This is a genomic window from Bacillus sp. COPE52, from assembly GCF_003355115.1.
Classification (GTDB): Bacteria; Bacillota; Bacilli; order Bacillales; family Bacillaceae_G; genus Bacillus_A; species Bacillus_A toyonensis.
Genome location: NZ_CP031292.1, coordinates 817,696 through 838,539 on the forward strand (window position 1 = coordinate 817,696; position 20,844 = coordinate 838,539).

The 20,844-nt window shown below is 36.3% G+C and carries 26 protein-coding genes, 1 pseudogene and 1 riboswitch; of the genes and pseudogenes, 16 read left to right on the forward strand and 11 right to left on the reverse strand.

Translation table 11 applies throughout. The features are described from left to right. Positions 1–77: 77 nt before the first annotated feature. Positions 78–183: riboswitch (SAM riboswitch) on the reverse strand. A gap of 91 nt (positions 184–274) precedes the next feature. Continuing rightward, positions 275–1,576, reverse strand: coding sequence for an NCS2 family permease (locus tag DPQ31_RS03990; protein ID WP_000482720.1), 1,302 nt, complete (start codon positions 1,574–1,576; stop codon positions 275–277). Positions 1,577–1,778: 202 nt separating this feature from the next. Between DPQ31_RS03990 and DPQ31_RS03995 the strand changes: the two genes are divergently transcribed. From DPQ31_RS03995 to DPQ31_RS04005, 3 genes are all read left to right on the forward strand, one after another. Then, entirely contained in the window at positions 1,779–2,645 is an 867-nt protein-coding gene (locus DPQ31_RS03995; protein ID WP_208731564.1) for an SDR family oxidoreductase, read from the forward strand. A gap of 68 nt (positions 2,646–2,713) precedes the next feature. Further along, positions 2,714–3,475 carry a L,D-transpeptidase gene (locus tag DPQ31_RS04000; RefSeq protein ID WP_208731565.1) on the forward strand — a complete coding sequence of 254 codons (762 nt, stop codon included), beginning with the start codon at positions 2,714–2,716 and terminating at the stop codon, positions 3,473–3,475. A gap of 103 nt (positions 3,476–3,578) precedes the next feature. Beyond that, the gene (locus DPQ31_RS04005; RefSeq protein ID WP_000834196.1) at positions 3,579–3,830 is read left to right on the forward strand and encodes a hypothetical protein; all 252 of its coding nucleotides are present in this window, start codon (positions 3,579–3,581) and stop codon (positions 3,828–3,830) included. 33 nt (positions 3,831–3,863) lie between these two features. Here the strand turns inward: DPQ31_RS04005 and DPQ31_RS04010 are convergent, their stop codons facing one another. The 9 genes from DPQ31_RS04010 to DPQ31_RS04050 all read right to left on the reverse strand — a co-directional run bounded on the left by DPQ31_RS04010 (position 3,864) and on the right by DPQ31_RS04050 (position 10,552). Continuing rightward, positions 3,864–4,079, reverse strand: coding sequence for a DUF1540 domain-containing protein (locus DPQ31_RS04010; RefSeq protein WP_098912375.1), 216 nt, complete (start codon positions 4,077–4,079; stop codon positions 3,864–3,866). Positions 4,080–4,151: 72 nt separating this feature from the next. Further along, entirely contained in the window at positions 4,152–4,607 is a 456-nt protein-coding gene (locus tag DPQ31_RS04015) for a thioredoxin family protein (protein WP_000738433.1), read from the reverse strand. Positions 4,608–4,619: 12 nt separating this feature from the next. Then, positions 4,620–5,039: a disulfide formation protein C gene (locus DPQ31_RS04020; protein ID WP_000532269.1), complete on the reverse strand. Its 420-nt coding sequence runs from the start codon at positions 5,037–5,039 to the stop codon at positions 4,620–4,622. A 164-nt stretch (positions 5,040–5,203) separates the two neighbouring features. Beyond that, positions 5,204–5,452 (reverse strand): YhdB family protein, encoded by a 249-nt coding sequence (locus tag DPQ31_RS04025; RefSeq protein ID WP_001195459.1) that lies wholly within the window; start codon positions 5,450–5,452, stop codon positions 5,204–5,206. 116 nt (positions 5,453–5,568) lie between these two features. Further along, positions 5,569–6,078, reverse strand: coding sequence for a PCYCGC domain-containing protein (locus DPQ31_RS04030; protein ID WP_000761015.1), 510 nt, complete (start codon positions 6,076–6,078; stop codon positions 5,569–5,571). A 45-nt stretch (positions 6,079–6,123) separates the two neighbouring features. Further along, the gene (locus tag DPQ31_RS04035; RefSeq protein WP_199634330.1) at positions 6,124–7,233 is read right to left on the reverse strand and encodes a GerAB/ArcD/ProY family transporter; all 1,110 of its coding nucleotides are present in this window, start codon (positions 7,231–7,233) and stop codon (positions 6,124–6,126) included. Between the two features lie 13 nt (positions 7,234–7,246). Next, entirely contained in the window at positions 7,247–8,329 is a 1,083-nt protein-coding gene (locus tag DPQ31_RS04040; RefSeq protein ID WP_087971095.1) for a spore germination protein GerYC, read from the reverse strand. Further along, entirely contained in the window at positions 8,326–9,831 is a 1,506-nt protein-coding gene (locus tag DPQ31_RS04045) for a spore germination protein (protein WP_016107851.1), read from the reverse strand. The genes DPQ31_RS04040 and DPQ31_RS04045 overlap by 4 nt, the downstream gene beginning before the upstream one ends. A 124-nt stretch (positions 9,832–9,955) precedes the next feature. After that, positions 9,956–10,552 (reverse strand): hypothetical protein, encoded by a 597-nt coding sequence (locus DPQ31_RS04050; protein WP_000276987.1) that lies wholly within the window; start codon positions 10,550–10,552, stop codon positions 9,956–9,958. 234 nt (positions 10,553–10,786) lie between these two features. On the opposite strand from DPQ31_RS04050, the gene DPQ31_RS04055 reads away from it, so the two are divergent. From DPQ31_RS04055 to DPQ31_RS04065, 3 genes and pseudogenes are all read left to right on the forward strand, one after another. Beyond that, positions 10,787–11,347 carry a nitroreductase family protein gene (locus DPQ31_RS04055; protein ID WP_002093832.1) on the forward strand — a complete coding sequence of 187 codons (561 nt, stop codon included), beginning with the start codon at positions 10,787–10,789 and terminating at the stop codon, positions 11,345–11,347. A 114-nt stretch (positions 11,348–11,461) separates the two neighbouring features. After that, a complete protein-coding gene (spoVR, locus tag DPQ31_RS04060) occupies positions 11,462–12,880 on the forward strand; it encodes a stage V sporulation protein SpoVR (RefSeq protein ID WP_001202698.1) in 1,419 nt (472 codons plus the stop codon). A gap of 107 nt (positions 12,881–12,987) precedes the next feature. Next, a pseudogene (locus tag DPQ31_RS04065) lies at positions 12,988–14,251 on the forward strand (neutral/alkaline non-lysosomal ceramidase N-terminal domain-containing protein). A 109-nt stretch (positions 14,252–14,360) separates the two neighbouring features. Here the strand turns inward: DPQ31_RS04065 and DPQ31_RS04070 are convergent. Then, a complete protein-coding gene (locus tag DPQ31_RS04070; protein WP_000372894.1) occupies positions 14,361–14,831 on the reverse strand; it encodes a MarR family winged helix-turn-helix transcriptional regulator in 471 nt (156 codons plus the stop codon). A gap of 146 nt (positions 14,832–14,977) precedes the next feature. Here DPQ31_RS04070 and DPQ31_RS04075 point away from each other — a divergent pair, with 146 nt between their 5' ends. From DPQ31_RS04075 to DPQ31_RS04120, 10 genes are all read left to right on the forward strand, one after another. Next, positions 14,978–15,562: a DUF3238 domain-containing protein gene (locus tag DPQ31_RS04075; RefSeq protein ID WP_208731566.1), complete on the forward strand. Its 585-nt coding sequence runs from the start codon at positions 14,978–14,980 to the stop codon at positions 15,560–15,562. A gap of 134 nt (positions 15,563–15,696) precedes the next feature. Further along, entirely contained in the window at positions 15,697–16,281 is a 585-nt protein-coding gene (locus DPQ31_RS04080) for a DUF3238 domain-containing protein (protein WP_097959558.1), read from the forward strand. 144 nt (positions 16,282–16,425) lie between these two features. Beyond that, a complete protein-coding gene (locus tag DPQ31_RS04085; RefSeq protein ID WP_000456206.1) occupies positions 16,426–16,689 on the forward strand; it encodes a metal-sensitive transcriptional regulator in 264 nt (87 codons plus the stop codon). 73 nt (positions 16,690–16,762) lie between these two features. After that, complete coding sequence (locus DPQ31_RS04090; protein WP_106081034.1) at positions 16,763–17,338, forward strand: sulfurtransferase TusA family protein; 576 nt, start codon at positions 16,763–16,765, stop codon at positions 17,336–17,338. A 38-nt stretch (positions 17,339–17,376) separates the two neighbouring features. Then, a complete protein-coding gene (locus DPQ31_RS04095; protein ID WP_098912379.1) occupies positions 17,377–18,507 on the forward strand; it encodes an MBL fold metallo-hydrolase in 1,131 nt (376 codons plus the stop codon). 19 nt (positions 18,508–18,526) lie between these two features. Next, on the forward strand, positions 18,527–18,757 hold the full coding sequence (locus DPQ31_RS04100) for a sulfurtransferase TusA family protein (RefSeq protein WP_002038023.1): 231 nt from the start codon (positions 18,527–18,529) through the stop codon (positions 18,755–18,757). Between the two features lie 37 nt (positions 18,758–18,794). Continuing rightward, positions 18,795–19,154: a rhodanese-like domain-containing protein gene (locus DPQ31_RS04105; protein ID WP_001092541.1), complete on the forward strand. Its 360-nt coding sequence runs from the start codon at positions 18,795–18,797 to the stop codon at positions 19,152–19,154. Positions 19,155–19,170: 16 nt separating this feature from the next. Further along, a complete protein-coding gene (locus DPQ31_RS04110; RefSeq protein WP_098710681.1) occupies positions 19,171–19,467 on the forward strand; it encodes a rhodanese-like domain-containing protein in 297 nt (98 codons plus the stop codon). A 73-nt stretch (positions 19,468–19,540) separates the two neighbouring features. After that, positions 19,541–20,020 carry a DsrE/DsrF/DrsH-like family protein gene (locus DPQ31_RS04115; RefSeq protein WP_000437728.1) on the forward strand — a complete coding sequence of 160 codons (480 nt, stop codon included), beginning with the start codon at positions 19,541–19,543 and terminating at the stop codon, positions 20,018–20,020. Between the two features lie 33 nt (positions 20,021–20,053). Beyond that, positions 20,054–20,818, forward strand: coding sequence for a sulfite exporter TauE/SafE family protein (locus DPQ31_RS04120; RefSeq protein ID WP_016107861.1), 765 nt, complete (start codon positions 20,054–20,056; stop codon positions 20,816–20,818). Positions 20,819–20,844: the final 26 nt, after the last annotated feature.

Consider the following 20,844-nt stretch of genomic DNA (forward strand, 5'->3'; position numbering starts at 1 on the left):
TCCTAAACTAAGAAGAGAGGGGAGGGAGTGAAAATAAAAAACGCCTTTTCATATAGAAAAGACGTCTTATCATATTACTCTTATCTTTCAACACAACGTGTTGTAAGAATTAGCACCGTGCCCATAAATGGGTCGGTTGCCGGGCTTCGTAGGGCTCATCCCTCCACCTGCTCTTGATAAGACATCAAATATTTAACTATTTTGAATTATTCCATGATTCTGTACAGTTGTCAAATGTTTTTTGAAAATAAAAAATCCCTCAGAAAGAGGGATTTTAATGTGGTAAGAATATCAATTGATAAGCGAACAAGATTCCGAATACATACACAAGTGGGTGAACAGAACGGAATTTACCTTTTGCCACTTTCATAAGTGGGTATGAAATAAATCCAAGTGCGATACCTGTTGCGATACTTGATGTAAGTGGCATGCTTAAGATTACTAAGAATGCTGGGAATGCTTCATCAAATGAATCCCAATCGATGTGGCGAACTGAACCCATCATAAGACTACCAACGATAATTAGTGATGGTGCAGTAATAGCTGATACACCAGATACAGCGCTCACTAATGGTCCAAAGAAAGCTGCTAATGCGAATAGAACAGCTACTGTAACTGTTGTTAAACCAGTACGGCCACCAGCTGCAACACCAGCAGAAGATTCAATGTAAGCTGTTGATGGTGTTGTTCCGAACATAGAACCGATTGTTGCTGAGAATGAGTCAGATAGAAGAGCTCGTCCTGCTTTTGGAAGCTTTCCGTCTTTCATAAATCCACCTTGTTGCGCAACGCCAAGTAGTGTACCTGTTGTATCGAATAGTGTAACAAGGAAGAATGAGAATACAACGCCGTATAATCCGTAGTTAATTACATCAGATACAGCAGTAATTGGATTTGATACGATAATTCCTTCTGGTAATCCAGGCATTGATGTAACACCGTTTGAGAACGTTAATTGTCCTGTGAAGAAAGCGATAAGACCAGTTAATAGCATGCCGATAAATAGCGCACCATTTACATTTAAAGACATAAGGACAATTGTAATTCCAAGTCCAGCTAATGCTAGTAAAACTGGAGCAGAGTGAAGATCACCAAGTCCAACTAAGTTTGCATCGTTTTTTGTAACGATACCTGTTAAACGTAAACCGATAAAGGCGATAAATAGTCCGATACCAGCAGTAATTGCGTGTTTTAAGTTTTCAGGAATGGCTTCCATTAATTTTGTACGGAAAGATGTGAATGATAACAAAATTAAAATCATACCTGCTACGAATACAGCAGAGAATGCAATTGCGAAAGTCATGCCTTCATGAGCTTTTACAACAGAGTAAGAGAAGTAAGCATTTAATCCCATACCTGGTGCAATTGCGATTGGTAAGTTTGTAAAGATCGCCATAAATAATGTTCCGACAACAGCAGCGATAATTGTTGCTGTAAATGCTTGTTCAAATGGAACACCTGCATCCCCAAGGATGACAGGGTTTACGACAATGATATATGCCATTGTTAAGAAGGTAATAATACCTGCCATAATTTCAGTTTTAATAGAAGTTTTATGTTTTGAAAGGTTAAACATATAAACATCCTTTCTGTTTACGAATAATTTTCACAACAGTTATATATAATATTCGTTTTTTAACTATTTTGCAATAGTTTTGTATAAAAAGTTTACAACAATTCATATTTTGTGTCTTAAATTCGAATATTAATCGTAAAACTATGTGTGAATTGTAGTTTTTTATTGTGCACATGATAAGGAAAAGGAGCTGAAGGAAGTTATGCCACAGCAAAAAAGCTTTTTAACAATGCCAGCCCAACATCAAAATAAACAGCCTGGTATTGAATCATTAATGAATCCACTTCCGCAGTTTGAAGAGCCCAATTATAAGGGAAGTGAAAAGTTAAAGGGGAAGAATGTGTTAATTACAGGGGGAGATAGTGGGATTGGACGAGCTGTTTCCATCGCTTTTGCAAAAGAGGGTGCAAATATTGCAATTGCTTATTTAGATGAGGAGGAGGATGCGAATGAGACGAAACAACGTGTTGAAAAAGAAGGTGTAAAGTGTGTATTACTACCGGGAGATTTAAGTAATGAACAACATTGTAAAGATATTGTGGAAGAGACTGTTTCGCAGTTAGGTGGTTTAAATATTGTTGTGAATAACGTCGCACAGCAATATCCGCAGCAAGGACTAGAATATATTACAGCAGAACAGTTAGAAAAAACATTCCGTATTAATATTTTTTCTTATTTTCACGTTACGAAAGCAGCACTTTCTCACTTCAAACAAGGGGATGTCATTATAAATACGGCGTCTATCGTTGCATATGAAGGAAATGAAACTTTAATTGATTATTCTGCAACGAAAGGAGCTATCGTTGCTTTTACAAGATCTCTCTCTCAATCGTTAGTGCAAAAAGGAATTCGTGTAAATGGTGTTGCGCCAGGCCCGATTTGGACACCTCTTATTCCATCGAGCTTTGATGAGAAGAAAGTGTCACAGTTTGGAAGCAATGTTCCGATGCAAAGACCTGGTCAGCCATATGAATTAGCACCAGCATACGTATACTTAGCATCTGACGATTCATCTTATGTTACGGGGCAAATGATACATGTAAACGGAGGCGTTATCGTAAATGGATAGTTTTCATTTATAAGAGCAAAGTAAAGCTAATTGCATTTATTATGATGTTAGTGCTAGGGAGGATTTAGATGAAAAAAGTATTGTTTATCGTAATCCTATTTTTCTGCCTACCAGCTAGCGTTTTTGCTAATACAGATCATTTAATATTAGTTAATCTTACGACGAATCAGCTGTCTTTCTTTGAAGAAGGAAACTATACGAGAACGTTTCCGATAACGACTGGAAGAGATCGTACACCTACGCCAGAAGGTAATTTTTGTATTATAACTAAATATAAAAATAAAGAATACCATCGAAAAAAGATACGTGGTGGTGCACCAAACAATCCTCTCGGTACGAGGTGGCTTGGACTAGATAAAAAGGAATATGCGATTCACGGGACAAATCGGGAATGGACGATTGGAAGTAGGGAATCAAATGGTTGTATTCGCATGCATGACAAGGATATAAAATGGTTATATGACCGAGTACAGTTACAAACAAAAGTAATCATTTCTCGTTTTCATACGAGTCCGGAATATGAGGCAAATACACTTGGTTATCGTGTTGTGAGCTGGAATGGTCGTAAAGTAGAAGAAGAGCAAATTGGAATACTTACGTTAGTAGATCGCGCGGATATATATTGGCAAGAACCGAATGGGCAGTTAACAAAAGTAAAAACGGTATTGCCGAATGAAAGATATACGGTGTACTCAAAACGAAAAAATGGAATATATTATATAGGAAACAATTTATATATTGTAGATGAAACAGGAGAAAAAATTCGTTACGAGCAAATTCCTACTTCGACTTTAAGTAATATATATAAACGGAAATACAATGTTCCGTAATAGCTACCGTTTTATAGACGGTAGCTTATTTCTACTTGGAGTTTAACTGCAACTATTGTATTTTGCTGAATATAATACAATACAGATAGGGGGCGGTTACATTATGAAAAGCGAATTTGCATTTAAAGTTTTCTTAGTAACGACCTGTTTATTCATTGTGTATTTGTATGCGTTTCTCGTCTTTTCCTTTTATGTTCCATATGTTGATTTAATATTGTTCTTCGGATTTATTTGGGCTTTTGTAAAAGCAAGGGAAGGAGAAAAGAGTATATATAGGCGCATTACCCTATGTGGGACGGTTGTCCTCGTTATTTTGTACTTTTTTATCATGCATGATTTTTGGAGGGGAATGTAAAAAAGCATACGATTCATCGTATGCTTTTTATGTTTAATATTTTGGTTTAAATGTATGGCAACAAGTTTCTACACTCGTTGCTACAGAGCTTTCTAGCGTCTCGTTTGTTAAAACCGCGCTTGTATACGAATCATTTTCAGTTTGACCAGCTTCATCTACATCAGGCTGAACGATGATAGCACTTGCTTGACAAAAGTTACCTTGTCCCCAAAATGAGCAATTGGAAACAGAGCATTTTACTTCTGGCATAAAACCCCCTCCTTATACATTAGTGTGAGGTTTTACGCCCATTTCATGTGTAGAAGGAGTTTCCTTTTCTCGTTATTTCTTCGTTTGCTCAAGCCATTCTTTTAATTTGTCTTTCGATTGTTCGCCGCTAATACGGCTCACTTCTTTACCATCTTTAAAATGAATGATTGTTGGTGTACCTTGAATTTTATATTCATCCCAAGGAGCATCTAATTTTTCAATATCCATAACTTTCATATCAACATTCAAGTCTTTAGCCATCGGTACTACGACAGGAGATAATTTTTGGCAATGAACGCAAGATGTTTGATAAAAGTATACTGTTTCTTCTTTTTTCTCTTTTAAATTCTTTTGGAGATCTGAAAGAGAGATTTTATTTGTGTAGTAGTCAGCACCATCTGTTTGACTACCAGTAGCATTATCAATTTTTTGGCTAGTTGAAGCATTTTTTTCTTCCATTTGTGTGACAGCGAAAATTGCTGCAAACAAGGCAATAATAATACCGCCAAATATAAGCATTTTTTTCATTCTTTCATCTCCTTATTTGTTTTTGATTACGATAAAGCTACAAACAGCGATTGTGATAAAGCCGATAAGTGCTAAAAACGGGATGGTCACAAAGCCGAACCAGTTTATGTATTCTCCCGTACAAGGTACGCGGCCGCAAGCTGCCCCAGCAGCTGAAAATGCTGCAATTTTTTGAATTGCATAGTGATATAAAGAAATACAAGCACCAATACTTGCGATTGGTAAAGAATAACTTGCAATGCGATAGTCTTTCTTTACTACAGCGATACCAAGCCATAAAACAAATGGATACATAAAAATACGCTGATACCAACAAAGGACACAAGGCTCAAATTTCATGATTTCGGAAAAGTATAGACTTCCTAATGTAGCAATAAATGAAGCTCCCCATGCAGTAAGTAAAGCATATTCTTGCTTTTTTTCTCGTCCCATATTTTATACCTCACTTATAATAGTTACATACTAAATTATAGTATGAAGTAGTAGGGAAAAGAAAGAAAAAATATGTTTATCAATAAAAGTTTTATAAGGAGAAACATTTATTGATATCAACATTTTAAAAAGCGCCATTCTCATAAAGAGAATAGCGCTATATTTTACATTTGAATTTGCTCTACTTCTTCTACATGTGACTTTTGAGATGCGTGGTCAATATATTGAAATAGGAGCTGCAATTGTTTATCAACTTCTGGTAGTTCTTTACTGTATTGATAAGCATGTAAAAAATGCTCAATACGCTTAGAAAATAATTGATCGTTCGTCTGAACCATGAGAACGAGTAATTTATCCCAATTACAGCAATACGTGTAATAGAGAGCTTTATCATAGTCGTTATATGTTTGCACTGTGTACCCTCCTTACCGAGAGTTATATATAGTGTGTGATAAGTAAGGAGAAATACACTTGAAAGAATTTGTTAAGAAAAAAAGTGAATGAAAAAAACGAGGTATTTCCTCGTTTTTTAAGCTTTTGGCATTGGCGTAGGTGTTGGTTTGCCATAGCCTTCTTTGTATTTATTGTCAATATAGTTACGAATTTCAAGCGTTGATTTTCCTTTTTGTTTCATCGCAGCCGATTCAACTGCGATTTCTAGGCAATTGACGCAAGTCGTTGCATGGGAATCCCAAACAACTTCACCATTCTTCTTAATTTCACGAATAAAGCAATTTTTATTGTTTTTATGTCCTACACTTTCACCGCAACCGCAGTAACATGGAATCCAATCTAATAGCTCTGCATTTTGTCCAGCGACAGTGTAAATGTCTTTCATTTGTGGATCAAGCTTGTCTAGGAAGGCCGGAAGTGTGTCGACTCCTTTTGTTTTTTCTTGAATGTCAGCTTGCTGCGTGTGCGATGCATGGTCATGCTCTTCTTTTGATTCAGATGATTTTTTTTCATTTGTACTAGTAGCTCCGCATCCAGCAAGAATTAAACTCAGTACTGCAAGTAAAGAAAATACATATTTCTTCATACGCTTGTCCCCTTTACACATGTATTAATCAAATTGTATCAAATATCATGGTGTGTCGGGTGAAGATTCTTTCGACTTATTTTTGAAGCGCCACCGCAATGAATGGAATAGAAATAAGATTGGGATATAAGCGTATACAATATATAAACCAGCTTGAGACAGTACTGTATTCAATGTATTGATACTTTCGCGGTTTGTGAAATACAAGGATGAAATAAATATAGTTGCGATAAAAAATGGCAGTGTAATGTTAAATGGTATGCGAAAAGATTTCTTAGTAATGCAACAAGAAGACCAGATCGTTAAACAAAGATTAGGTAAAATAATAAGATACCATAAGAAAATAATAATATACTCAAACCTTTGGATAAAAGGAACTTTAATGATTTTTAGCATCGTTAATGTTGGCCAAATTGTATGATGTAGTTGCCCTTGGCTATAGTACATAATGGACACAATCGCTAATATTACGTATAGAATGGTTGTAAAAGCAATACCGCTATGTGCCCATTTATTTAACGATTTTCCTTTTTTTATAAATGGATAAAAGATAAGGATTGCTTCAAATCCAAGAAACTCTAATGCAGATGCTTTCGCTGAAGTTAAAATGTCTAAAGGTGAATGAGCGAGAATTGGGAAAATGTTACGGACATGTGCGTATTTCATTGGGAAAACTAAGAAAAATAGTACGAAAATCGGGATTATGACGCCCCAAAAGCATATTCCTGTCACAGAACGAAAGCCGCCTCTAATTATGTAATAAGTTACAAGTAAAAATAGTAAAGTTAATTTCCACGGTTTAATTGTAGGAAAGACCCAAACTTGAATGACTTCAATATATGAACGAAGAACAGTAAGGCAAAATAATAGAAGGTATGCAGCAAAGCATACGGAAAAAAATGTTCCAATCCACTTTCCGAAACATGTCGTATGAATATTCATTAAATCATTATCTTTTTCTAACATTTTCAGCATACAAAATAACACGATGTGAGTTGCAATACCAGCGATAATAAGAGAAATCCAAGCATCATAACCGGCAAATTGCGCAATAATCCTTTGGTACCCTAACACACCTACTCCAATTTGAAGGGAGTGTAATAGAAGGAATGTGAAATAAGGGGAAACAGTATGTGTTTTATCTTGTTCAGCCATTATAGCACCTCCACTATTCTCCGATACCAGATTGCACGACATTGATTTGCACATGAACAGCAACGTCTACATTAGGGTACATTTCTTGAATTTGTTTTATGTTCCATGTTCTTGAATGACTACGAATTTCTTCACGTATACCAATTGGATCGATTTTATTTTCTTGGAATTGTTTTATTAATTCGTTTAAATCCTTCTCAAGTGTTTTTTCTACATGTCTTTTTACGTAAGTTACATTTTTACTCTTTGATAAATCAAGCCAGCTGGGAGCATTTTTTACGAGTCCATTTAATTTTAAGTGAATGTTAACTTTCGGAATATCACCGTTTTGCGAAAGAGAACAAACACTTTTTCCAGATAAGTTTTGAGTAGCGATCAATCCTTTATGCTTACCTTGACGTATTGGAACTTCGTAGCGACCATTTTTCGTTGGATTAATAAGTAATTTTAATAAAAAAGATTCTTTTTTATCGGTGTACATAACCACTTTATCCTTTTTTAAAAAAGCAAGTCCTTTAATGGAAGCAGATTTGTCTTCTGATACTTGAATGTAAGGAAGAAATGGATCGCATCCAGATGAATAGAAGTTATATAAAAAAATATTTAAAGCTGTCCGCGGGATTGTCTCGTTTTTTATATTTTGCTCCAGTAAATCAGATAGATAAAGTGATCCATTTGTTTTGACATGTTTCAGTAATTCTTCTGCTGAACCATCTACAAGTGCTAGCTGCACATCACGGCCAATGTTAGGATCACGTTGTAAGTTGTTAATAACATCTCCAAGTCCATGTTCACCAAATGCTTTCCCAAATAGGACAACACGCATTTGACCTACAGCGATCGTATGTGGAGATTTGGCGTTTAGAAGGGGAGAGATTGTTTCAATTGTACCTGCATGAGTTGATTGAGTTTCTGGTTTAGATTGTACGCCCTTTGTGTAATCGGGATATAAAATGGTTCCGCGAAATTTTTTATCTTTTATTATATCGAATCCACCTACGTGAATCATTCGCTGTGTATCAACTATATGTGCTTCTGTACAACCAGATTGAACAATTAAAATGATAATGGAAAAGCATAATAAAATATTTTTCATTTCTCTTCACCGTCACGTTTTTCTTTCGCTTTGTTTGGGTCATAGCGCCATTTCTTTTTTGGTCTCAGAAAAGAGGCACGTCCAGCAGTTTGACTAAACGGCAAACGAAGGAGTCCTTCTGCTGTCCCTAAACCGCGAAATGGATATAGAGGTAATAAATAAGGTGATCCAAGTGATTTTAAGCGAATTAAATGAGCTAATATGAGTACGAATCCTACAATGAGACCTAAGCCCCCAAATGCACCAGCTAAAAGGATAAGTGGAAATCGTAGTATCCGGATAGTAGAAGACATTTTTACAGTTGGTGTTGTAAAAGAAGCGAGTGCTGATAAAGCAACTGCAATTAATAAAATGTTACTCGTTAAAGCAGCTTGAACAGATGCTTGGCCAATTACAATCCCGCCAACGATGCCGATTGTTTGTCCAACTTTTGTAGGTAAGCGTGCTCCAGCTTCACGGAGCAATTCGATTGTGATTTCTAAAAAAAGTGCTTCTAAAATGGGCGGAAAGGGTACATTAGCTCTTGAAAAAATAATCGGACCTAGTAAATCCGCAGGAATCATTTGATAGTGATACGTTAATACAGCTGTATAAATAGCTGATGAAAATAGCGAGAATGCTGCTCCGAAAAAGCGAACCATTCGAAGAAATGAGCCTGCTATCCATGGTAAATAATAATCTTCTGGCGAGACGAAGAAATCAAGTAACGTCGCTGGTCCAGCTAATGCGTATGGTGAACCGTCTGTTAAAATAACAACGCCTCCATTCAGTAATGCGTACACAGAGCGGTCTAGCCGCTCTGTAGGTAGTAAAACAGGGAAGGGTGAGTTACTATTATCGCTAATAAACTGTTCAATCATAGTTGCATCAAAAGGAACATCAAAGTCAACGTCTTGTAAGCGCTGCATTGCAGTATTGATGTGTTGTTCATTTGTAATGCCTTCGATGTAAGCAACTATAACCTTTGTTTTTGATATAGAGCCAACTATAACTTCTTTGAAAACTAATTGCTCTGTTACTATATTTCGGCGAAGTAAGTGTGTATTTGTATCAATATTTTCAACAAATCCGACTTTTGGACCGATTACACTATATTCATTTTCGGTATCGTTATATAATCGTGTACCTAAAACTGAACTTTCAGCACGAATAAGTACATATTCTGCTGTTTGAGAATCGTTTTTAAGCTGTATGAGTACATACCCAACTAATAATTTTTCACGAATATCATCAATAGAAGGGTTGGTAATAATCCCTTCGAGTGTGACGATATTTGCTATATCATTTATAGTTTCAATGTGATCCAATTCTCTTTTTATAGGTGTTAAAATGAATCGATTAATGAGGAGTGATTCAGCTGTAGATTTATAATAAAACAAACATAGCGTCCCATCTTCTACGATGTTATAAGAAACGAAATCACTAGATTCTTTCATAGTTTGGATAAAATCTGGAATGGAACAGATTGTTTTTTTCTTCTTTTTAGACGATAAACGAAACAATTTCTCACCCCTTACTACATCATTTGTTTATGTTAGTTTTTGGGAAAGACGGGAATTTATACTTCAAAGTTGAAAGTTCATAAAGAAAAGGAAGAGCAGTGAATACCTCTTCCTTTTTTGCGTGTTAATTTGTTTGCTTCTCTTTAATAGACTTCACTAATTTAATCATCTCTGCTCGTATATCTTCTCTTTTAACATTTAATTTTTCCGCGATTTGTTTAATATCCATACCATCTTTTTTCATTTTTAGTACATCATCAAGAGGGGTATTACTTTTTTGAGAGATGATTGTTAATACCGTGAGCTGACGTAAGCCGATATTATATTCTTTCATTTTTTGTTTTAGTCCATCTGGTGTGGATTTTTGCATCGTTGCTAATTGTTGCAGTAATGCTTTTTTTGTTTCCTTATTCATATGATGCTTTTTAAGCTTACTTGGATCTACACCGAAATGTTGTGCGGTTTTCTCCCAAGATTTATTTTGCTTATAGTAAGCCAAAACGTCCTTAGTTTCTTTTTTGCTGATTCTTGCAATGTGGGCAGCTTTCCAAATTTCATGTTTATTATAGCCGAGTTTTTCGAGCGATTGCATTTCTTCTTCTGAAATAGGTTTATGATGATGCATTGCAACTTCCTTTGGCGTGGTAGCAGAAGCAGGGAAGGTAGATACCCCGCATAATAATGCGGCCATAGTCATACTTACTGCGATTTTTTTGTACATGTAAACTCCTCCTAGATGGATAATGTGGAAAACTTTACACATATCATTTCCATAAAATGTGAAAAACTTGTGAACAAGCTAAGTTTTTTTATTCACAGTAGAAAAAGAAGTTTTTTATATGTTTTCCAACATAAAACATTGATTAATAGTGAAAAACTAGGTTATAATCGAAATTGAAAATCAATATCAATAACAAACTTATACATATAGATGAAAAATAAGGGAGAGAAAAATATGACTACATATACTTCCATCGCAAATGTTATTAAAGAAAGACGATCTGTTCGTACATTTACAGATAAAGCAGTAGACAAAGAATTATTAATTGAACTATTAAACGATGCAACATGGGCACCAAATCATAAACACCGTGAGCCATGGAATTGTAAATTATACATTGGGGACGGCCGTAAGAAACTAGTAGATGCGGTATTAAACTCTTTCACAGAAGAAGAAAGAGCGAAACGCGGTAAAATTTTATCTGATCGTTTCTTAAGCACACCTGCACAAATCGTTGTATATATGAATGAAGATCCGCGTCAAATTCAGCGTGACGAAGATTACGCTGCAACATGCGCATTTATGCAAAATTTCCAATTGCTTGCTTGGGAACGCGGCTTAGGCTGTGTTTGGAAATCAGGTGGATTAAACTATAATCCATTATTTATAGAAGGAATCGGTTTAACAAGAGGCCAACGTATCGTTGGAATTCTTCATATTGGTTATTTCGAAAAAGCGCCAGAAGGAAAAGCTCGTACACCGATTACGGAGAAGATGGAGATTATTGAAGATTAATAGATGAGACATTCTCGTTTTTACGAGGGTGTCTTTTTATTATGCAATCAATCCTCATGAAAGCTTGTTCCCCATCATACACTTTCTTAAGGGAAAGTGTAAGGAGGGAAAATAATGAGAGCAAGTGACGATAAAGCACTGCAATATGCGATTGCGGAAATTACGGAAATTGCGACTGGATTTGGGCTTGATTTTTATCCGATGCGTTATGAAATATGCCCAGCGGAAATTATTTATACATTTGGTGCATATGGGATGCCGACGAGGTTTTCACATTGGAGTTTTGGGAAGCAATTTTTCAGAATGAAATTACAATACGATTTAGGACTTAGTAAAATATACGAACTCGTTATTAACTCTGATCCATGTTACGCCTTTTTATTAGATACGAACTCTTTAATCCAAAACAAATTAATCGTAGCGCACGTTTTAGCACACTGTGACTTCTTCAAAAATAATATTCGTTTTTCAAATACGAAGCGGGATATGGTAGAGAGTATGGCGGCAACAGCGGACCGTGTGAAAGCGTATGAGCATAAGTACGGAAAGGCAGAGGTAGAAACATTTTTAGATGCCGTACTTGCCATTCAAGAGCATATTGATCCGTCGCTTATGCGTCCGAAACTTGCATGGAGTATTGATGATTTAGAAGAGGAAGAAGTGGAAAAGAAAAAAGCATCACAATACGATGATTTATGGAATTTAGATGATCGAAATAAAAAGAGGGAACGATCGAATATACGCAAAAAGAAGAAGATTCCACCCCAACCAGAGAAAGATTTACTACTCTTTATTGAAGAATATAGCCGTGAGCTTGAAGATTGGCAGCGAGACATATTAACGATGATGCGTGAGGAAATGTTATATTTCTGGCCACAGCTTGAAACGAAGATCATGAACGAGGGCTGGGCTTCCTACTGGCATCAACGTATACTGCGTGAAATGGACTTAACATCTGATGAAGCAATCGAATTTGCGAAATTAAATGCAGGTGTCGTTCAGCCATCAAAAACAAGCATTAATCCATACTACCTCGGTATTAAAATGTTTGAAGATATTGAAGAACGCTACAACAACCCGACAGAAGAAATGAAAAGGCGTGGTGTGAAGCCTGGTTCTGGTCGAGAGAAAATGTTTGAAGTACGCGAAATTGAATGGGACGTATCGTTCCTAAGAAACTACTTAAATAAAAATCTTGTTATGCGAGAAGATATGTACTTATTCCAGCGCCAAGGAAAAGAATATAAAGTAATTGATAAAGAATGGGAACATGTACGTGATCAACTCGTAAATATGCGGACAAATGGTGGATTCCCGTACTTAGTAGTAGAAGATGGAGACTACTTAAAGAACGGAGAATTATACATTAAACATAGTTACGAAGGAATCGAGCTCGATTTAAAATACTTAGAAAAGGTATTACCATATCTTCATCAGCTGTGGGGAAGAACGGTGCATATGGAGTCGATTGTGGAGAGTAAGGGCGTTGTGTTTTCTTATGATGGGAAGATGGTGCATCGGAAGTATGTGTGATGGAAAGAACGGACATAGCATGCTATGTCCGTTCTTTTTATTTGGAGCAAAGTTAAATATGCTATTCTTGAAGAAAGGGAGTTACATAGAGAAATGGAGCGATTCAAATGAGCCAAGTAGGGGTATGTAAGGTAGATATTACGCCACCTTTAGGTATCGATTTTATTGGATACCATAGAGATACAGGAATTAATAATATTGAGGAGCGTATTTACGGGACAATCTTTGTATTTGAAAAAGATGTAATAAAAACGGTGTTTATAAGTATTGATAATATTGGGATGTTAGTAGAAGATACGAATTTTATTCGTGAGCAAGTAGCAAGTAGGCTTCATGTGCCATTTGAGCGAATAACGGTTGTTTATACTCATACGCATTCCGGTCCAGAAACGGTCGGTGATGATCCGCTAGTACAGTCGTATAAAACGCTTTTAGTAAAATAATGTAGTACACGGTGCTGTTACTGCGAATAACAATTTGAAGCTATGTGAAGTTGGATGGAGTGTTACGACAGGTAATATTGGAGTAAACCGAAGAGAGAGAACATCTGATGGAAAAGCGAAGATGGGAACGAATATAGAGGGTGTTGTAGATAAGCGAATTGGGATGTTAGCAATAAGAGATGTTGAAACGAAGGAGTTATCTGGAGTTGTAATATTTTGTACTGCCCATCCGAACGTTTTAAAAGGTGATAGTGATGTATTGTCAGCAGATTATCCGGGGATGACGAGAGAGCTTCTTGAGAAAATAGTAAACTGCCCAGTTATTATTGTTCAAGGTGCTGCTGGAAATGTGAATGCGAAGTATCGCGGTTCAAGGGAAGCATTAAACCAAATGGCTTACATGCTTAGTGGACATGTATTAACGATGTTGCCAACAGTTACATATAGCCCAATTGTAAATGTAAGGACAGTTTCAAGTACTATGCAAATGAAGTTGAAGGATATTCCTGAAATTGATGAGATACAAAAAATGGCCCAACTAGCTGAGAAGCAGTGGGGTGTGAATGCGGATGAATGGCTTGCTATCGTTTTAGAGAAATATGAGCAAGGTATGCGGCGGTTAAGTATTGATTTAGAAGTGCAACTGTTTCAAGTTAATGATGGGATTTTCTCTGGCATACCGATGGAACCTTTTTCAGAAAATGCCCTAGAAATGAAAGAGATTCTTCAAAATGAATTAGCTTTCTTTGGTGGATATATGAATGGATATATTGGTTATTTACCAACGAAGGAAGAATTCTCATATGGTGGGTATGAAGTGGAATTAAGCCCTGTTGTGTATGGACCGGTTACGAATTTATTGATGCCACCGGAGGAGAATACTGCGGAGTTGGTTGTGAAGAGAGTTATGGAATTATATAACGCGTAAAAAATATATTCAGTAGAATAAAATTTAAAGAAATTCATGATTTTTAATACAGCTATAGAAAAACGAATCCATTTTGAAGAAGATGAATCAAAATGGATTCGTTTTTTGTTTACCAGACAGGTCGTATATTTGATGATAATTTCTCTGTATTTTCTTTAGTAACGAATGTTGTCAAATCTTCTTTTAGCATTTGCATTCGTTCTGTACCTATGTTTTCAATCCATCGCTGCTCTATTTCAGCTACTATTTCTTCTTTTGCCTTCATTACTGCTAAACCACGTTCGGTTAAAACAATGATTTTACCCCTTTTATCAGTAGGGTGTGTTTTACGTGTAACGTAGCCACTATTCTCAAGAGAATCCACCATTTTACTTACAGCTTGTTTGGAAACCCCTAAATATTCAGCTAGTTCTATACCAGTTGCCCCATTAGGGAGGATGCGTTTGAACATAAAACCATGTGCTGGCCTAATATCTTCAAATCCTAATTCACTTAATTTGTCATGTAGCTCAGTAATTAATGTGCTAAATGATAATGATAAAAGCGATGTAAGATCTAACTCGTTAAATGTTTGATCCATATATATAACCTCCGCACTTGTAGTCAATTAAGTTGACTATATGTAATGCTTATTGTACTATACATAATACAGTCAATCAAATTGACTATATTATGTTGGTAGAACAAATAATGATTTATATAATATAGAATCGATGGAGGTTTCACATGGTTAATATCGTTAAAATTAGAGGGAGTGTATTTGCACCGTATGCTTCGCTGAAACCTATTCAGGATCCTGCAACGGGAAGAGTTTTTGAATATGCTGGAGATGCACGTGAGTTTACACCATACGCTGTGAATACAAAGCGTTCAAGATTAGAACAAGAAGTGAATATTGATTTTTATAAAAGAGAAATTTTCACATATGCAGATGCTTGTATCGTCACTGTGAAAATTACAAATCCAGATGGCTCAATTGAGTATCAAAAAGGAGAAACAAGTACAGAAAACATTGTATGTACAAATATTGTATGGAGTGAAGATGAAGTTTCGTTTGAAATGAGAGCAAGTGCAAGCAATCCGTTAAATGCGGCAGCACCTGCAGCTGATTATTTTTTGACTATACGAGTTAATGAACGTGGCGCTGTGCACGTTGAAGGTTTACATGATGGTTTCCCTTGCTATGAATTTTATAAACAAGTAGATTTTGGTTCGTTTGAATTCATATACACACATGATTTCAGAAAAACGGATGATACCCCAGCAGCACTAGCTGGAGAGATGGAATATAGCTTTAAAACGATAATCTAGCTGTAAATATAGCGCTATTTTTCAGAAGGAAGTAGTAAGCGTAAAAGAGAAAGCTATTTATTATGGAGCGATATTGTGGTCTGTTTTACTCGATATTATGCAGTATCTAAAATAAAATTATAGAGGTGTATCTTATGATTCATATCGTAAAAATTAGAGCGAGTGTATTTATTCCAATGTCTTGGACGGAAGCTAAGAAGGATATGGAAACAGGAAAAGTAATCCAATTTGAAGGTGATTCACGTGAATTTACACCACATACGGTAAATACTATGCGCTCTAGAGTTGAGCAAGAGGTAGTAGTTGATTTCTATAAAGAAGAAGTGTTTTCATATGCAAATACGGGTATTACGACAGAGAAGGTTACAAATCCAGACGGTTCTGTGAATAAAAGAACAGGAAAAGCGAGTACTGAAAATATTGTGTGTACTCATATTGTATGGAGTTCTGACGGTGTGCAATTCAAAATGAGTGCAAGCGCTAGTAATCCGTTAAATGTGTATGCACCTCCTGTGGATTATGTATTAAATGTATGTGTGAAACAGGATGGTAGTATTGATATTCAAGGAGAGCATGATGGATTCCCTTGTTTTGAATTTTATAAGCAAGTAGATTTCGGTTCATTTGAGAAAATTTATACACATGATTTTAGAGAAACTGGTGATACAGCTGCAGCGTTAGGTGGCGATATGGATTATCTTTTTACAAAGAGTTTATAAGGAATAAGGTAGAGTAGACCACTTAACCGCTAGAAGGTTGAGAAACAAACATCCCCCTTTACAATATACCCTAAAGGGTATATGATGTTATACAAGGTTATAAAGTAATATATAATATAGCTATAATTACGGAGGTGGTCTACAGTGGAATACAATCAAGATATGAAAAATAGATTAAAACGTATTGAAGGCCAAGTGCGCGGTGTGCTTCGTATGATGGAAGAAGGAAAAGATTGCCGAGAGGTTATTACACAGTTAACGGCATCTCGTTCTGCATTAGATCGTACAATTGGATTAGTTGTTGGAACAAATTTAGAGCAATGTTTGCGTGAACAGTTTGAAAGTGGCAATGGTTCAAATGAAGAGTTAATTAAAGAAGCCGTTCAATTACTTGTAAAAAGCCGATAATCTGTCAAACATAAGTGTTGACAGATTTTCAAAAACGTTTTAATATACCCCTACAGGTATATGTATATAGAATATGGAGGAATCGATAATGAGTATAAAAGTGGATATGAGTTTAGATTGTAAAGGTTTGGCTTGTCCGATGCCTATTGTAAAGACGAAGAAGGCGATGGAAGGATTGGCATCAGGGCAAGTGATTGAAATTGAGGCAACAGATAAAGGATCTACGGTAGATATACAAAGTTGGGCGAATAAAATAGGGCATCAATATATCGGGACGAAACACGAGGGTGCTATATTGATGCATTATGTGAGGAAAGCGCATGAACATGAAGTGAATGAAGTTGTGAAATATCCTCATACAATTACGAATGCGGAATTACAGGATATATTATCTCACGGAGAAGAGTGCATTGTATTAGATGTTCGTGAAGCAGCAGAATTTGCTTTTGGTCATATTCCATCTGCTATTTCGGTGCCACTAGGTGAACTAGACAGTACATCGTTAGATCAGACGAAGCAAATTTATGTTGTTTGCCGAACTGGTAACCGCAGTGATGTAGCTTGCCAAATGTTGAAAGAGAAAGGTTTTTCAAATGTGAAAAATGTCATTCCTGGTATGTTAGGGTGGCAAGGAAATGTGGAGAAATAAAATTTTTAAAACGAAAATATACCTATGGGGGTAATTAAATGGGCATTAAGATGTTACAAGCAAAAGATGTTGCAGAGAAAGTTTTATTCGGAGAGTTGTTTATTTTAGATGTTCGTAATGAGACGGATTATGAAGATTGGAAAATTGAAGGGAAACAAGTATCTTCTATTAATAAACCTTATTTTGACTTGTTAGATGGTGTAGACCATATTGTAGATGAATTACCGAGAGAGAAAGAGATTTTAGTCGTATGTGCGAAAGAAGGTTCTTCGCAGTTTGTCGCGGAGCAATTGTTGGATGCTGACTTCAACGATGTTTCCTATTTAGCTGGTGGGATGAAAGCTTGGAGTGAATATGTAAAGCCGCTCAAAGTAGGAGATGTACAGGGCGGAGGGAGTATATATCAATTTAATCGTCTTGGAAAAGGCTGTTTATCTTATATGGTCGTTTCTAACGGTGAAGCAGCAGTTATTGATGCAGTAAGAACGATTGAATCATATGAGAAGTTTGCGAAAGAGCATGGAGTTACTATTACGAATGTAATGGATACACATTTACATGCAGACCATATTTCTGGCGGTCGTAAGTTAGCTGAAAAAGTAGGTGGTACGTATTGGTTACCTCCAAAAGATGCGGAGGAAGTCGTTTTCTTATACGAACCACTTGTAGAAGGATCTGTTATTACGGTGGGGGGTACCAAAATCGAAATTGATGCGCTATACTCACCGGGGCATACGATTGGGAGTACATCATTTATTGTAGATAATTCCTATTTATTATCGGGCGATATTTTATTTGTAGATTCAATCGGGCGTCCAGATCTTGCTGGTAAGGCTGAAGATTGGGTGAGCGATTTACGAAATACATTATATAAGCGCTATAAGGAATTATCTCAAGAGTTAATTGTTTTACCAGCTCATTATTCAAAAATAAGTGAAATGGATGAAAATGGGGTTGTGAGTGCTAATTTAAAACAATTGTTTGAAGTGAATGCAGGATTAAATATGAAAGATGAGAATGAATTTCGCAAAATTGTAACGGAGAATCTACCACCTCAGCCGAATGCTTATCAAGAAATTCGTCAAACGAATATGGGGAAAATTCATCCGAGTGTGGAAGAAGAACGTGAAATGGAGATTGGTCCAAACCGCTGTGCAGTTCATAATTAATAACAAATTGGAGGAATAGATGATGAATATAAAACAAGTTTTAGATGCGAAAGATTTAGCATGTCCAATGCCAATTGTAAGAACGAAAAGAGCGATGGATACTTTACAATCGGGCGAAGTGTTAGAAGTACATGTAACGGATAAAGGGTCAATTAAGGATATTCCAGCGTGGGCAAACAAAACTGGTCATGACATCGTAAAGCATGCAGAAGAAAGCGATGTACTAAAGTTTTGGATTAAGAAGGCGTAGTAAAGAAATAATTTTATAAATGTAGAGGGGGAGTTATATGAACACAATAGTAAGTACGCTTTTCGTTGTATTGGCTGCATGGTTTGTTATTTCACGGTTCTTACCGGTGAAAGGTGTTCAAAATATAAATGGAAAAGAATTAAAAAGTATAGTGGGAAAACAGGGGAAGTACTTTATCGATGTTCGTACAGTAGGCGAATATAGAGGGAACCATATGAAGGGCTTTCAGAATATCCCGCTAAATGAGTTAGTTAGTAAGGCAAATCAATTAAATAAGAATAAGGAAGTAATCGTTATTTGTCAGAGCGGGATGAGAAGTAAGCAAGCAGCAAAAGTATTAAAGAAATTAGGATTTCAGCGCATTATAAATGTTTCAGGTGGTATGAACGCTTTGTAAGGAAAGGAATATTAAGATGAAAGAAATTACAGCGAGAGAAGTAGAGGAAAGATTGTTACGAAATGAAGAGATACATGTAATTGATGTTCGTGAAGTGGAAGAAGTGAGGGAAGGGAAAATTCCAGGCGTGCTTCATATTAGGTTAGGCTTACTAGAGTTTCGAATACAGGAGCTTGATAAAAATAATGAATACATTATCGTTTGTCGCTCGGGAGGAAGAAGTGCAAGAGCAGTTCAATTTTTAGAAGGTTACGGTTTTCAAGCGATCAATATGGTAGGAGGTATGTTAGCTTGGGAAGGTAAAGTCATATAGCATAGAGATAAAAGATTTGAGCCTTTTTATAAACAATTAAATACCCCTATAGGTAATTTAGAGGAGGAACAACATGGAACAACAGAAGAAAACGACAATCGTGTTATTTAGCGGAGATTATGATAAAGCGATGGCTGCCTATATTATTGCAAATGGTGCAGCGGCTTATGATCAAGAAGTGACTATATTTCATACTTTTTGGGGGTTGAATGCTCTTAGAAAAGATGAGCATGTGAAAGTAAAGAAGACTTTTATAGAGAAAGTATTTGGGAAGATGATGCCGCGCGGTGCCGATAAGATGGGATTATCAAAAATGAATTTTGCTGGCATGGGGCCGAAGATGATTAAAGGCATTATGAAAAAACATAACGCAATGCCTTTGCCGGATTTAATTGATTTGGCAAAAGAACAAGGAATTAAACTTGTAGCTTGTCAAATGACAGTAGATTTATTAGGGTTAAAAGAGGAAGAGATTATGGAAGGGGTAGAGTTTGCTGGGGTAGGAGCATATTTAGCAGATGCTTCGGATGGGAATGTAAACTTATTCATTTAAATCACCTTCTTTTAAGAAGGCGGGGGATGTAAGGTGAGCTTAGTCGTATTACTTTTTATAATTGGGTTTATAGGATCGTTTATATCAGGAATGGTTGGGATTGGCGGCGCGATTATTAATTATCCGATGATCTTATACATTCCAGTATTGCTAGGGTTTACTGGTTATACTGCACATGAGGTGAGCGGTATTACAGCGGTACAAGTATTCTTTGCAACTTTTGCAGGTGCGTGGGCATACCGAAAAAGTAATGACATGAATAAAACGTTAGTTATGTATATGGGAGCTAGTATATTACTAGGAAGCTTCATAGGGAGTTTCGGTGCTAACATATTAGAGGAACATACAGTGAATGTTGTTTATGCAGCATTAGCTACAATTGCAGCTATTATGATGTTTGTACCGAAACAAAACAATAGTGGAGACGTGAAGTATAATAAATGGTTAGCGAGCTTGTTAGCGTTCGTTGTAGGGGGAGCTTCAGGCATTATAGGAGCTGGAGGTTCGTTCCTTTTAGTTCCCATTATGCTAGTTATTTTAAAATTACCACTGCGCATGACGATCGCAACATCTATCGCTATTACGTTTATTTCCTCAATAGGGATTACTACAGGAAAAGTGATTACTGGGCAAGTAGTTATCATTCCAGCTCTAATTATTGCGGTTGCAAGTATATTTGCTGCGCCACTTGGAGCACGAGTCGGGAAGAGGCTAAATCAAAAAGTACTGCAATATGTATTGTCCACTTTAATTGTAGGAACTGCTGTTAAAATGTGGGTTGATATGATATCGAAGTAAAAGGATGGTGCTGCTTGCAGCCCATC